The 12709-nt window shown below is 66.0% G+C and carries 12 protein-coding genes and 1 pseudogene; 8 read left to right on the plus strand and 5 right to left on the minus strand.

Going from position 1 to position 12709, the window contains the following annotated elements:
• The first annotated feature begins 7 nt into the window (after window positions 1-7).
• Window positions 8-190, plus strand: coding sequence for a hypothetical protein (locus AB4Z48_RS15320; RefSeq protein WP_441615310.1), 183 nt, complete (start codon window positions 8-10; stop codon window positions 188-190).
• A gap of 24 nt (window positions 191-214) precedes the next feature.
• On the opposite strand, the gene AB4Z48_RS15325 is transcribed toward AB4Z48_RS15320, so the two are convergent.
• From AB4Z48_RS15325 to AB4Z48_RS15340, 4 genes are all read right to left on the minus strand, one after another.
• On the minus strand, window positions 215-634 hold the full coding sequence (locus AB4Z48_RS15325; RefSeq protein WP_441615311.1) for a hypothetical protein: 420 nt from the start codon (window positions 632-634) through the stop codon (window positions 215-217).
• 169 nt (window positions 635-803) lie between these two features.
• A complete protein-coding gene (locus tag AB4Z48_RS15330; protein WP_441615313.1) occupies window positions 804-1481 on the minus strand; it encodes a sensor domain-containing diguanylate cyclase in 678 nt (225 codons plus the stop codon).
• Between the two features lie 44 nt (window positions 1482-1525).
• Window positions 1526-1942 (minus strand): hypothetical protein, encoded by a 417-nt coding sequence (locus AB4Z48_RS15335; RefSeq protein ID WP_441615315.1) that lies wholly within the window; start codon window positions 1940-1942, stop codon window positions 1526-1528.
• Between the two features lie 169 nt (window positions 1943-2111).
• Window positions 2112-3083, minus strand: a complete 972-nt coding sequence (locus AB4Z48_RS15340) for a site-specific integrase (RefSeq protein ID WP_441615317.1) — start codon at window positions 3081-3083, stop codon at window positions 2112-2114.
• A 340-nt stretch (window positions 3084-3423) separates the two neighbouring features.
• Between AB4Z48_RS15340 and AB4Z48_RS15345 the strand changes: the two genes are divergently transcribed.
• The 3 genes and pseudogenes from AB4Z48_RS15345 to AB4Z48_RS15355 all read left to right on the plus strand — a co-directional run.
• Window positions 3424-4395 (plus strand): DNA-binding protein, encoded by a 972-nt coding sequence (locus AB4Z48_RS15345; protein WP_441615319.1) that lies wholly within the window; start codon window positions 3424-3426, stop codon window positions 4393-4395.
• Between the two features lie 858 nt (window positions 4396-5253).
• The gene (locus AB4Z48_RS15350) at window positions 5254-5862 is read left to right on the plus strand and encodes an NUDIX hydrolase (RefSeq protein WP_441615320.1); all 609 of its coding nucleotides are present in this window, start codon (window positions 5254-5256) and stop codon (window positions 5860-5862) included.
• Window positions 5863-5904: 42 nt separating this feature from the next.
• Window positions 5905-6012: pseudogene (locus AB4Z48_RS15355) on the plus strand (IS5/IS1182 family transposase); the annotation flags it as partial.
• Window positions 6013-6163: 151 nt separating this feature from the next.
• On the opposite strand, the gene AB4Z48_RS15360 reads toward AB4Z48_RS15355, so the two are convergent.
• A complete protein-coding gene (locus AB4Z48_RS15360; protein WP_441615322.1) occupies window positions 6164-7747 on the minus strand; it encodes a fatty acid--CoA ligase in 1584 nt (527 codons plus the stop codon).
• Between the two features lie 269 nt (window positions 7748-8016).
• On the opposite strand from AB4Z48_RS15360, the gene AB4Z48_RS15365 reads away from it, so the two are divergent.
• The 4 genes from AB4Z48_RS15365 to AB4Z48_RS15380 all read left to right on the plus strand — a co-directional run bounded on the left by AB4Z48_RS15365 (window position 8017) and on the right by AB4Z48_RS15380 (window position 12670).
• Window positions 8017-8829, plus strand: coding sequence for a TIGR03084 family metal-binding protein (locus tag AB4Z48_RS15365; protein WP_441615323.1), 813 nt, complete (start codon window positions 8017-8019; stop codon window positions 8827-8829).
• Window positions 8826-9728, plus strand: a complete 903-nt coding sequence (locus tag AB4Z48_RS15370) for a phosphatidylglycerol lysyltransferase domain-containing protein (protein WP_441615325.1) — start codon at window positions 8826-8828, stop codon at window positions 9726-9728. The genes AB4Z48_RS15365 and AB4Z48_RS15370 overlap by 4 nt, the downstream gene beginning before the upstream one ends.
• A 117-nt stretch (window positions 9729-9845) precedes the next feature.
• The gene (locus tag AB4Z48_RS15375; protein ID WP_441615327.1) at window positions 9846-11462 is read left to right on the plus strand and encodes an acyl-CoA carboxylase subunit beta; all 1617 of its coding nucleotides are present in this window, start codon (window positions 9846-9848) and stop codon (window positions 11460-11462) included.
• A gap of 53 nt (window positions 11463-11515) precedes the next feature.
• Window positions 11516-12670 (plus strand): acyl-CoA dehydrogenase family protein, encoded by a 1155-nt coding sequence (locus AB4Z48_RS15380; RefSeq protein ID WP_441615329.1) that lies wholly within the window; start codon window positions 11516-11518, stop codon window positions 12668-12670.
• The last annotated feature ends 39 nt before the right edge of the window (window positions 12671-12709 follow it).

Below are 12709 nucleotides of genomic sequence, written 5' to 3' on the forward strand. Positions count from 1 at the left end.
TCAGGCCATGACCAAGCCCGTCTCGCCGAAACAGCCGGCGCCACCCAAGCCCGCCAAGCAGGCGCCTGTGCCTGGCAAGGGCACCCCGGAGCCAGGCGCGGACCATCAGGAAGATGAACTGGACGAAGCCCTGCGCGAGACCTTCCCGGCCAGCGACCCGATTTCCGTCGACACCGCGCACGGCAAGTAGAAGCGGGGGCCGTGCCCGGCCCCCTCAGGCCAGCGTGCGCAGCTGGCCGATGACCTTCATCAGTTGCCCGTGGGCAACGATCACGCCGGATTCGTCCTGCAGGGCCTGCTGGTAGCGGTCGCGAAAGACGGGCTCGCCTTGCGCGCCAAACAGTTTTTCGGTGGCGGCGGCCACGGCGCGGCAGGTTTCGTCGTGATGCTCGGGCGCATCCAGTTCCTCGTCGATCTCGATGATCAGGCGCGAGAGCGGATCGAGCCAGCGAAAATACGTCTCCTCGGTCACAACCTGCACGAACAGGCCGGCAGGGATCGGGCCGTGCAGGCGCTCGTACTCCACGCGGCCCAGCGCAATCACCTCCTTGTGCACCTTGAGCAGCGCGGCGCGCAATGCGCGTAGCCCGCTGCGGCGGTCTTCCTGCTTGGCGAGGAATTGTTCGTTCGGCATATCCCTTCTCCGTTGCTAGCGGCCGTGCGGCCCGCATGCCAGTATAGGCAGGGCTGCCTGCCCGGCGGGAGGGGCATGAAGAGAGCGAGGCAGTCCCGACACAGTGATGCAGCCGAGGCATCCAGCACGGCGCGCACTGTGGTAGGACCTGGCGCCCGCGGGCCGGCGGTCAGCGCCGTGCGGCCTTGCGCAGCGCCTTGTTCGCATACATCGCTGTGTCGGCCTCGCCCAGCAGCGCGGCGATGCCGTTGTGCCGGCCCGCATCGAAGACGATGGAGCCCACGCTGAACTCGATGTCATAGCCGCGCGCGGCCTGCAGGTTCTGCGCGGCCACGCCCGCCCGCAGCCGGCTCAGCGTGGCCTCGCAGGCGGCCGCGTCGGTGCTGGTCAGCAGCGCCACGAATTCGTCGCCGCCCAGGCGGCCGATCACGTCGGAGTCGCGCAGGCAATGGCGCAGTTCGGCGGCGAAAGCATTGAGCGCGCGGTCGCCCTCGGCATGGCCGAAGCGGTCGTTGATGGCCTTGAAGCCGTCCATGTCGAAGAACAGCAGCGTGGCGGGCTTTTCCAGGCGCGTGCAGACGTTGAGCGCGTGCTGGGCCAGCGCGGAGAAGCCGCGGCGGTTGGACAGCAGCGTGAGTTCGTCCATGGTGGCGAGCTGCAGGGCGGCGAGTTCCTGCTCGGCCATGCGCGCCAGGTCGCGCAGCAGGGCGCGGTCATCTTCGCCAAACTCGCGCGGCTGCACGTCGATCAGGCACAAGGTGCCCAGCTTGCTGCCGTTGGCCACCGCCAGCGGGCAGCCGGCATAGAAGCGGATGATATCGGCCTGGCAGCCGCAGATTGTAATCAATCACCGCCTTCAAATGGACATCCGGCACCGCACGCGCGGGCTGCTCAGCAGCGCAGCCGCGCCATCTGGTCACGCAGGTAGCGGTTGCGCGCCCGATAGTTCTCCACCTCGGGCAGCCGTGCACGCTGGCGCGCGGCGTAGTCGGATTCCAGCTGGCGCATCTGGCTGGCCAGCATATAGCACTGGTTGATCTCGGAGCGTGCCAGGTCGTTCTGCTCGCGTACCAGGCGCGCCTGGTACTCGCGCTCCTCGGCCTCGCGCTTGCGCAGGAACTGTTGGTTGGCCGCGTCCGTCTCCGGCTCGGGACTGATGCGCGACAGGTTGCCGCCCAGCGCGGCGGCCCGCCAGCCCGGCGGGCAGGCCGTATCCGAATAGAGCGTCTTGTCGCCGTTGACGCATTTGCCGGCATGTGCGAGCCCGGTGCAAACGCCCAGGACAAGCAGAATGAGCCAGTGCCGCATGCAGATCTCCTGTGGATGGCGCCCGGGCGGGCACTGTCGGTGGGTCGGGTGGCCAAGGCATCGGCGCTGCGCCGGATTCCCGCGTGTGGCCAAGTCGGCATTCTTGTGCGGCCGGCGCGGCTTGTCCAGTCCCGAGGTGACCGGGCAGGCGCACCGCGCCGTGGAGGCCCTAAGCCTCGCCGTCCCCGACGTTGCCGATCAGGTCCGCTGCCGCCGAGCGCCGCGCATCCGCCGCGCGGAAGTAGCGCACCAGCGTGGCGACGCTGGTATGGCCCGTCATGGCCATGGTTTCCGCCAGCGGCACCTGGCGCGCCGCCGCCTCGGTCACGAAGCCCGAGCGCAGCGAGTGCGCCGAAAAATCTCCCTCCACTCCTGCCTGCTCGCAGCGCTGCTTGACGATCTTGCGCACGGCGGCCGCGGACAGCCCTTCGCCCACATGCCCGCCGCGGCGCACGCGCCGGAAGATCGCGCCTTCGCTCAGCGCGGCCGCATGCAGCCACGCTTCGAGCGCGGCGCCGGCCGCGCCGATCACCGGCTTGGCGTTATCCGGCAGGTCGGCCCCGGACTGGTTGGTCTTCGACCACCCCAGTTCATAGACGAATTCGCCCGGCGCCAGCCGTGTGAGGTTGGCCAGGGTGGCCCCGGCCACTTCCGAACGCCGCCGGCCACCGCTGGACCAGGCGAACAGCAGCAGCGCGCGATCGCGCAGGCCGATCAGCGAGTCGTCACAGGTTGCCAGCAGGCGGGCCAGCGGCTCGCGCGTCAGTGCCGCCTTGCGTGCCGGGCGCTCGCCGCGCCTGGCATAGGCGCGCCGCGTGCGCGACAGCAGCTCGCGCACGGCCGGATCCGCGCAGGGGTTGGCGGCACCCTCCAGATGGTGCGCCTTGGCGATCACCGCCAGCCGGTGCGTCAAGGTGGCCAGCGCGGGTGGCCCGGTGCGGGCCTTGAGCCCGCGCGCGACCAGTGCGGCATCGATGGCCGCCGGCAGTTCACTCACGGGACCTTGCGGCGTACTGCGCGTGGCGTGGTCTACCAGGAACTGGATGACGACCGCCGGCTGCAAGGGAAGAGCGATCGGCTGACCGTAGCGCAGGGCGAACCAGCCCGCCCAGTACCGTAGGGCGGAACGATAGCTGGCCACCGTGTTGACGGATTCGCCTTCCCGGTACAGCGCTTCTGCGGCCTGGCGGCCGGGCGGATCGAGTTCTGACGGGCGGAGCGGCGCGGGGAAATCGGCATGGGCAGGGCTGAAAGAAGGGTCGACGCGGCCCCGCCCACCGTCGGGCAGGTTTTCAGGGGCGATATCTGGCGGGTTTTCAGGGGTTCCGCCAAGGCGAGGCGGCGTTTCTCGATGTATCATAATAAATATGATGTCTGCTGTATTAAATTATACATGAAGACAAGATAAGGCGCGATAACTATTCCTTATCGAGCCTTATTTGATGTGTGTTGCCAAAGCCGTTAATCCGATTGCCCGAACCATGCAAAACGCCGATTTCCCCGCTTCCTCCCGTTCCCGGGCCATTACCCGCGAAGACGTCTGGCAGGCCGCCGATGCCTTGCTACTGGCGGGGCAGCGCCCGACCATCGAACGCATCCGGCTGCATCTGGGCCGCGGTTCGCCCAATACGGTCAGCCCGCACCTGGATGCGTGGTTCGCGGGACTCGGCGCACGGCTGCAGGACCCGCAGGCATTCGCGGCGCCGGCCAGCCTGCCGGACCCGGTGAACCAGGCCGCGCGCTATCTGTGGGAAGCGGCGCAGGCCGAAGCGCGGGCCGCCGCCGCCGCCGGCTTCGCGGAACGCGAAGCCGCGCTGCGGGCCGCACAGGAAGCGTTGGGGGAGAAACAGGAGGAATTGGCGCAGGAACGCGCGGTGCTCGAAGCCCGGCTCGACGCCGCGGACAGCGCGCTCGCCGAACTGGCCCGCGCCCGCGACGAAGCCACTGAGCGGGCGGCACGCGCCGAAGCGCAACTAGTGGCGCAGCAAGCGGACAACGACACGCTGCGCGGCCGCCTGCTGCAAGCCCAGCAGCAGAAAGACGCCTTGCTGGCCGAAGCCGCCGGCCAGCGCGCCGCCTGGGACAAGGAGCGCGAGACCATGGCCGAACGCGCCAGCGCCAACGAGCGCCGCATGGCGCTGGAACTGGACGCTGCGCGCGTGGCGCTCAAGGAAGGGCAGCGGCAGCAGGAGAACGAGCGCCGCGCGGCGCAGCAGAAACTGGCCGAAGCGGCGGAAGCAGCCGCGCGTCAGGCCGGGGAGGCTACGCGGCTGGGCAATGCGATGGCAGTGCTGGAGGAGCGCCTGCGGCAGCAGGAGGGGATGCTGGCCGAATACCGGCAGCGGCTGGAAAGTCGCGCCGCAGGGGAGACGGAGACGTTGCGGTCGGCGCGGCCCGGGCCGGCGAGAGGCCGTCAGTTGCGGGCGGCGAGGCCGCCGCGGTTCAAGGTCTGACAATCGGACACCTACCGTACCCCGGCAAGCAAACGAAGGCAAAGCACGATGGCTCAATGCCAAGCGGAGCCATTCGGTCGGCAGTGCTCGCCGCAGCGTCACTAGCTCTGTAGCCTCACCTGTAGAACGTCGTTGCAACACTTAGCTCTTGTGGATTAAGGAGTCTGCTCAGATCTTGTTCGATGCGTACCTTCGATTGGATGTGATTGGCTGCGCCGTCTGGTCGGGGACTACGGGCAGCATTTTGACGTGGCCGATGCGTTCCGCCAGCCCGGTGTAGCACTGCGAAGCCGATCTGATCTCGTGACGTCGCCCCACTTGCACGACGAGGTCGAGTGTCGCGGCTGTCCGCTAACGTGCGGCAGTCGGACGGGCCATCTGCAAACAGATCCCAATCCCGGTCAACGCGTCGCCAGGGCATTGGCTCCAACCGCCACTCCTGTGGGTGATGTTTGCAGACGTCAAGTTCGCCATCAGCAGGCGCTCATCCATATCCACAGAAACATAGCGCTCATCATATTTTGCCTGATCGAGGCCGTGTCATCTAGTAATCGGTGAAATATCGCTACCAATGTTAGGAAATTTCCGCTTGAGTAGCCACGTACGTGCCTCTACGGTTGATATTTAAGTACATCCCGTTTTGAAAATGCACGTCGACAATTATTAAGTTTTTATCTCCATATTAAAAATAAATATACAAAAAGCAGTAGAAAAATTACGGGTTGAGAAATTCGTAATTCAAAAAACCAGATCGATGGGTGGGTTAAAAATATTGTAACGCCAGAATTTACGGAATTAAATTTGCTGGAATGATGGGGCTTTATGGCGATTTAATTAATAACTTAATCGGAGGTAAGGATGATAAATAAGTGGCGCATTCTTGAAAAAAAAGAGTTGGTTAGAGATCAGTGGTTGCATCTATCGCAACATCGATGTCAGCGTCATGATGGATCGATAATTGACCCGTACTATGTAATAAGTGGCGCAGACTGGGTAAATATTATGCCACTCACAAAGAAAGGGCGAGTATTGCTCATTCGTGAATATCGACACGGGTATGGGGATGTCTTGATCGGACTTCCAGGTGGACTAATTGACAAGGGCGAAACCCCGGATGCCGCGGCAGTCCGGGAGTTACGAGAGGAGACTGGCCTCTTTCCCTTGGCGCCACCACTTTCAACCGGAAAAATGATCGTTAATCCGTCCACTCACACTAATGTGGGATATAGCTTCGTTGCAATTGTCGATGACGCCATGGCAACATCCGCCTCAATTTTTGAGCCGGACATAGAACTGTTTGAAATGGACCTTATTGATTTATTCCGAGCGGTATTGGACGGGTCTTTGATGTTGTCCGGTTACGATGTAGCCTCGATTCTGAGGGGCATTTTTTTTGTTCAAAAAAATGAAGAATCAAATGTGTATTTTTCAGGTATATCAATGGGTAATGCACTAAATATTTTTTAATTTAAATATTCTTAATTTTTTGCGCACGAACTTCTGGAGGGGAAGAGATTGAGGGTGCGCTCCGAGCGCCTCGCCACCATTCACGAAGCCTTCCTGAAAATCGCCTGTTGTATCATTTGTTGGCGTCACCTCAGGAAGTCATTTTGTTAGGCCTTCTTATCGCAAGCGCCAAAAACGATCGATAAATCGGGTCTCCCTTTCCGATTTTCGCTAGGCGATGAGTTTGTGGCCGACAGCAGTCGTGGTTTGGTTTCTGTCGGATCCTGTCATGGAAACAGTTTCCGTGGTGTCGTCGCGCCTGTCATTGTGACGCCGACCTCTCTTTGCGCAACAAGTGCTTCTGAATCTTGCCGCTCGTCGTCTTGGGCAGCGCCTCCACCAGGTAGTAGCGGCGCGGACGCTTGTAGGCGGCCAGGCGGTCGCCGTGCACCAGGAAGTCGTCAAGCACGCCGGCGCTGAGTTCGGCGCCCGGCTTGGCCACCACGTGGGCCGTGACAATGTGGCCCCAGGTCTCGTCGGGCTCGCCGATCACGGCGACTTCCAGCACGGCGGGGTGCTCGATCAGCGCATCCTCGACTTCGCGCGGATACACGTTCTCGGCGCCCGAGTTGATCATGTAGTCGATCCGGTCGCGCACCCACAGGTAGCCGTCTTCGTCCAGGCTGCCCAGGTCGCCGGTGTGGTACCAGCCGTGGGCGAGGGCGCGCGCGTTGGCGTCGGGGCGGTTCAGGTAGCCGGCCATCATGCAGGGGCCGCGCACCAGGATCTCGCCGACTTCGCCGGGTGCGCACGGCTGGGACGGATCGGTGGGCGCGCCGTCGTCGCGCAGGGCCGCCACCACCAGGTCGTGGTTGAGCGACGGCAGGCCGGCCGAGCCGGCGTGGCTGAGCTGTTCATGCGGGTAGAGCACCGACATGCACGGCCCCATCTCGGTGGTGCCGTAGACCTGCACCAGCCCGGCGCCCACAGTGCGGTCCCATTCGCGGATCAGGTGGGGCGCCATCGATGCGCCGCCGTACTCGACCAGCCGCAGCGAGGACACATCGCGGGTGCCGATGTCGGGGTGGTGCAGCATCATGGTGATCATGGTCGGCGCGGCGAAGAAGTGCGTGACCTTTTCCCGCTCCACCAGCTCCCACGCTTCGCCGGCGTCGAAGCGCCGCAGCAGCACCTGCGTGGCGCCCAGGTGCAGGCGCGGCAGGAAGCTGGTGTGCAGCTCGGCCGTGTGGTTGAGCGGCGCGACCGACAAGCCTACGTCCTCGCGTGAGAGCGTCATCACCTGGTGCATCATCGCGTTGTGCGCCAGCTTGCTGCGGTGGGTGTGCAGCACGCCCTTGGGGCGGCCCGTGGTGCCGCTGGTGTACATCAGGATGCAGGGATCGTTCTCGTCCACCGCGATGCCCGGCGCATGGGCCGGCTGCGCGGCGGCCAGCGAGTCCAGCCGGTGCGTGGCGAAGGCCGGCGCGGCATCGGGGTCCGCATAGATCCAGTGCGCGGTGCCCGGCGTCAGTTCGGCCGCCTTCTGCGCCACGGCCGCGCCTTCGGCCTCGAACAGCAGGGCACGCGCCTTGCCATCTTCCAGGATGAAGGCCAGTTCCTGCGCCGCCAGCCGGTAGTTGACGGGATTGAAGATCGCGCCCACCCGGGCCGCCGCCAGCATGGTGAAGACGAAGGCCGGCGTGTTGTAGAGGAAGGCCGCCACCACGTCGCCGTGGCCGATGCCGATGGACAGCAGCGCGTGGGCGTGGCGGTTGACCTCGGCGTCCAGTTCCGCATAGGTCCAGGCGCGGCGGCTGTCGCCCGTGCCGGCGATCAGCGCGGTCTTGCGCGGCAGGTAGCGCGCGGGCCAGGAAAGGGTGTCGCCCAGCGTAAGGACGTGACTCAAGGCAATGCTCCGACGGCGAAGATGGGAGAGGCCGCGGCGGCTCGGCGCCGGCCGGCGAAAACCTTCGAATATAAGTGCGGGGCTGTATTTTGGGAAATAATGAATTAGCTTGTGCATATATGCGGCGGGCGGGGTAAAGCGCCACCGCCGCCGCGACCACTTAGCGCAAGACTGCCGGCGCGCCGGGGGCACAGAATCGAAGCGATTGCCGCCTCCGCGCAGCCTGCGCAGCCCACACGCGACCGACCCCAACCAGACCAGACCTGCCCATGAAAGACACCTGCGAGGACCTGCTCGCCGAATACCGCGAGCTGCATGCCCTGGCCGCCACCCTGACCCCGGCGCAGTGGCGCCAGCCCGGCGCCTTCTACGGCTGGAGCGCCTGGGACGAGATCGCCCACCTGTGCTATTTCGACCAGACCGCGCTGCAGTCCGCCACCGACCCAGCAGCCTTCCTGCGCGGCGCCGAAGTGCTCAATGCCCTGATGGCCGCCGGTGGCCATATCAGCGCGGTGGCGCGCGAGCAGTACGGTCACCTGGACGGCCCGGCGCTGCTGGCGTATTGGCAACCGGTCTACGAACAGCTGGTCGGCACGCTGGCCGCCCTCGACCCCAAGGCGCGCCTGCCCTGGTACGGCCCGCCGATGAGCGCGCGCAGCTTCGCCACGGCGCGGCTGATGGAAACCTGGGCCCACGGACAGGATGTGTGGGATACCGTGGGCCGCATACGCCAGCCCAGCGGGCGGTTGCGCCATATCGCGCATATCGGCGCCACCACCTACGGCTGGACCTTCGTCAACCGTGGCGAGCCGGTGCCGGGGCCGGCGCCTTACGTCGCGCTGACCTCGCCGGACGGCGCCACCTGGACCTGGAACGAGCCGCAGCCGGACAACTTCGTGCGCGGCAGCGCCGAGGATTTCTGCCTGCTGGTCACGCAGCGGCGCCACCTGGACGACACCACGCTGGCCTACAGCCCCGGCCCGGCGCAGATGTGGCTGGCCCAGGCCCAGTGCTTCGCCGGCCCGCCGGCCAACGGCCCGGCCGCCGGCACGCGCGTGGTGCGCGCGGCGCAGGCCGGGTGAACGGCCCCGCCGTAGCGCTGGCCACGCCGGCCGGGGCGCCGCTGGCCATCGGGCAGGGCGCCGGCATCGACGCGGCCCTGCGCGCGCTCAGCGTCGATCCCGGCGAGACCTGCCTGTCCGAGCATGCCTTCGCCAATCTCTACCTGTTCCGGCAGGCGCACGACTACCGCTTCGTGGCGGGCGACTACCCGCATATCAGCGGCGTGACCTATGACGGCGTGCGTCATGTCCTGCCGCTGTTTGCGCTCGAAGGCACACCGCACGCCGTGCTGCGCGCGCTGCTGCGCGGGCACGATTGCTTCTATCCGCTATCCACGGCGCAGGTGGCACGGCTCGATCCGGCCGTGTTCCGCTGGACGGACGAGCGCGCCGACGCCGACTATCTCTACCCGGCAGCGAATTTCACCGCCTACCGCGGCACCACGCTGGCCAAGAAGCGCAACCTGATGAAGCAGTTGCTGGCCGCGCACGCGGTCACCGCGCGCCCGTATCACGCGGGGCTGGCCGAGCAGGCCATGTCCGTCCACCGGCGCTGGATGCAGGCCAGGCACAAGGCCGAAGGCGAGGCCGACGACACGCCATGCCTGGAAGCCCTGCGCCATGCCGGCGTRCTCGGGCTGGAAGGTTTCCTCTACGAAGTGGATGGCCTGCCGGTCGGCTTCGTGCTGGCGCAGGAAATCCGTCCGGCCGTGTTCGCCATGCGCTTCGCCAAGGGGCTCGGTGCTTACAAGGGCATCTACCAGTACATGTTCCACCACTTCTGCGCGGCCTTCGCGCGGCCGGTGGCGTGGCTGAACTTCGAGCAGGACATGGGGCTGGACAACTTCCGCCAGACCAAGCTGTCCTACGCGCCCGGCGCCTTGCTGCCCAAGTGCCGGGTCACATTGCGGGCGGACTGAGCACGCGCCCGCGGCGCGCTCAGCACAGCCAGTTCTCGCAAGACCCCGGCCAGCGCCGCCCCTACCATGGTTTCAAGCCGGCGCGCACCAGCCCCGGACAGTCAATTTCACAAGTCCATGGCCCATATCGAATCCAGAATTTCAGGCGGCAGCGAAGCATTCCAGGCCAACCGCAGCGGCATGCTGGCGCTGCTGGAACGCATCCGTGCCTTCGAGCGCCGTGCCGCCGACACCTCCGCCGCTTCGCGCGAGCGCTTCGAGAAGCGCGGCCAGCTGCTGCCGCGCGAGCGGCTGGCGCTGCTGCTCGACCCGGGCGCGCCGTTCATCGAACTATGCTCGCTGGCCGGTCTCGGCCTGGATAATCCGGACCTCGACAAGAGCGTGCCGGGCGGCGGGCTGATCGCCGGCATCGGCTTTGTCTCGGGCATCCGCTGCGTGATCAGCGCTTCGGACTCGGGCATCAACGCCGGCGCCTTGCAGCCCAAGGGGCTGGACAAGCAACTGCGCGTGCAGGAAATCGCGCTGGAAAACAAGCTGCCCTACGTGCAACTGGTGGAAAGCGCCGGTGCCAACCTGATGACCTACAAGGTCGAAGACTTCATCCGCGGCGGCAACCTGTTCCGCAACCTGGCGCGCCTGTCCGCGGCCGGGCTGCCGGTGGTCACTGTGACGCACGGCTCGTCCACGGCGGGCGGCGCCTACCAGACCGGCCTGTCGGACTACATCATCATGGTGCGCGGCCGCTCGCGCGCCTTCCTGGCCGGCCCGCCGTTGCTGATGGCGGCCACCGGCGAGGTGGCCACCGAGGAAGAACTGGGCGGCGCGGTCATGCACACCACCGTGTCCGGCCTGGGCGACTACCTGGCCGAGGACGACCGCGACGCGCTGCGCATCGCCCGCGAGATCCTCGGCAAGATCGACTGGCAGCACGGACAGAGCGCCGCGCGCGCCTTCAAGCCGCCGCGCTACGACGCCGAGGAACTGCTGGGCCTGATGCCGATGGACCACAAGCGGCCCGTGGACATGAAAGAGGTCATCGCGCGCATTGCCGATGACTCCGACTTCCTCGAGTTCGGCGAGAACTATGGTGGCGCCACCGTGTGCGGCCACGTGCGGATCGAGGGCTGGCCGCTCGGCATCATCACCAACAACGGCCCCATCGACCCGGCCGGCGCCACCAAGGCGACCCACTTCATCCAGGCCTGCTGCCAGTCGCGCACGCCCATCCTCTACCTGAACAACACCACCGGCTTCATTGTGGGCCGCAGCTACGAGGAAGACGGCATCATCAAGCACGGCTCCAAGATGATCCAGGCGGTCAGCAACGCCACCGTGCCGCAGATCACCATCTACTGCGGTGCGTCCTTCGGCGCCGGCAACTACGGCATGTGCGGGCGCGGCTTCCACCCGCGCTTCTGTTTCTCCTGGCCCAACGCCAAGACCGCCGTGATGGGCGGCGAGCAAGCCGCGCGCACCATGGCCATCGTCACCGAGGCCGCCATGAAGCGCAAAGGCGGGGAGATAGACACAGCACAGCTCGAAGCGCTGCAAAAAGGCATCGTCGAACGCTTCGACCGCCAGATGAGCGTGTTCGTCACCAGCGCCCACGTGCTGGACGACGGCGTGATCGACCCACGCAATACGCGCGCCGTGCTGGCCAACGTGCTGGCCATCTGCCGCGAGGGCGACGCCCGCACGCCGCAGCCGATGCAGTTTGCCGTGGCGCGCCCCTGAGCCGCGCGCCAGCAGATCAATCCGGAACAACCGACACCAGCGAGACCAGCGATATGCAACTGACTCCCGAACACGAGGCGCTGCGCGCCACCATCAAGCGCTTTATCGCCGAGCAGGTCAACCCGCACGTGGACGCCTGGGAAGAGGCCGAGACTTTCCCTGCGCATGAAGTCTTCCGCAAGATGGGCGCGCTGGGCCTGCTCGGCTTGTCCAAGCCGGAAGCCGACGGCGGTGCCGGCCTGGACTATTCCTACAGCGCCGTGCTGGCCGAGACCCTGGCCGACATCAACTGCGGCGGCGTGCCGATGGCCATCGGCGTGCAGACCGACATGGCCACCCCCGCGCTGGCCCACCACGGCAACGAGGAACTGCGGCGCGAATTCCTCGCGCCCGCCATCAGCGGCGAGTACGTGGCCTGCCTGGGCGTGTCCGAGGTCGGCAGCGGCTCCGACGTGGCCTCCATCAAGACCACCGCCCGCCGCGACGGCGGCGACTACATCATCAACGGCGGCAAGATGTGGACCACCAACGGCACCCAGGCAGACTTCTGCTGCGTGCTGGCCAACACCTCGGAAGGCGCGCCCCACCGCAACAAGACCCTCATCGTGGTGCCCATGAAGACGCGCGGCGTGTCGGTGGCCAAGAAGATCCGCAAGATCGGCATGGACTCCTCCGACACCGCGCAGCTCTACTTCGACGACGTGCGCGTGCCGCAGCGCTGGCGCATCGGCGAGGAAGGCATGGGCTTCACCTACCAGATGGAGCAGTTCCAGGTGGAGCGCCTTTGGGGCGCGCTGAACACCTGCGGCGTGTGCCAGAAGGCCATCAACCTCACCATCGAATACACCCGCGAGCGCAAGGCCTTCGGCCGCTCGATCCTCGACAACCAGTGGGTGCACTACACGCTGGCCGAGCTGCAGACCGAGGTGGAAGCATTGCACGCGCTGTGCTGGCGCGCCGTGGCAATGATGGTGCGCGGCGAGGATGCCACGCGCCTGGCCACCATGGCCAAGCTCAAGGCCGGCCGTCTGGTGCGCGAGGTATCCGACCGCAGCCTGCAGTTCTGGGGCGGCATGGGCTATGTGCTGGAAAGCCCGGTCTCGCGGATTTTCCGGGACGGGCGGCTGACCTCCATCGGCGGCGGCGCGGACGAAGTCATGCTGCAGATCCTGTGCAAGTTCATGGGCACCTTCCCGCAAGGGAAGTGATCGCTGGCAGGGCAGACCGAACAGAACAACCTCCACACC

The sequence above is a fragment of the Cupriavidus sp. 2TAF22 genome (assembly GCF_052115045.1).
Classification (GTDB): domain Bacteria; phylum Pseudomonadota; class Gammaproteobacteria; order Burkholderiales; family Burkholderiaceae; genus Cupriavidus.

Coding starts and splice junctions, on each gene's coding strand:
- AB4Z48_RS15320 (WP_441615310.1), top strand. CDS start 8: ATGACCAAGCCCGTCTCGCCGAAACAGCCGGCGCCACCCAAGCCCGCC.
- AB4Z48_RS15325 (WP_441615311.1), bottom strand. CDS start 634: ATGCCGAACGAACAATTCCTCGCCAAGCAGGAAGACCGCCGCAGCGGG.
- AB4Z48_RS15335 (WP_441615315.1), bottom strand. CDS start 1,942: ATGCGGCACTGGCTCATTCTGCTTGTCCTGGGCGTTTGCACCGGGCTC.
- AB4Z48_RS15345 (WP_441615319.1), top strand. CDS start 3,424: ATGCAAAACGCCGATTTCCCCGCTTCCTCCCGTTCCCGGGCCATTACC.
- AB4Z48_RS15350 (WP_441615320.1), top strand. CDS start 5,254: ATGATAAATAAGTGGCGCATTCTTGAAAAAAAAGAGTTGGTTAGAGAT.
- AB4Z48_RS15365 (WP_441615323.1), top strand. CDS start 8,017: ATGAAAGACACCTGCGAGGACCTGCTCGCCGAATACCGCGAGCTGCAT.
- AB4Z48_RS15375 (WP_441615327.1), top strand. CDS start 9,846: ATGGCCCATATCGAATCCAGAATTTCAGGCGGCAGCGAAGCATTCCAG.
- AB4Z48_RS15380 (WP_441615329.1), top strand. CDS start 11,516: ATGCAACTGACTCCCGAACACGAGGCGCTGCGCGCCACCATCAAGCGC.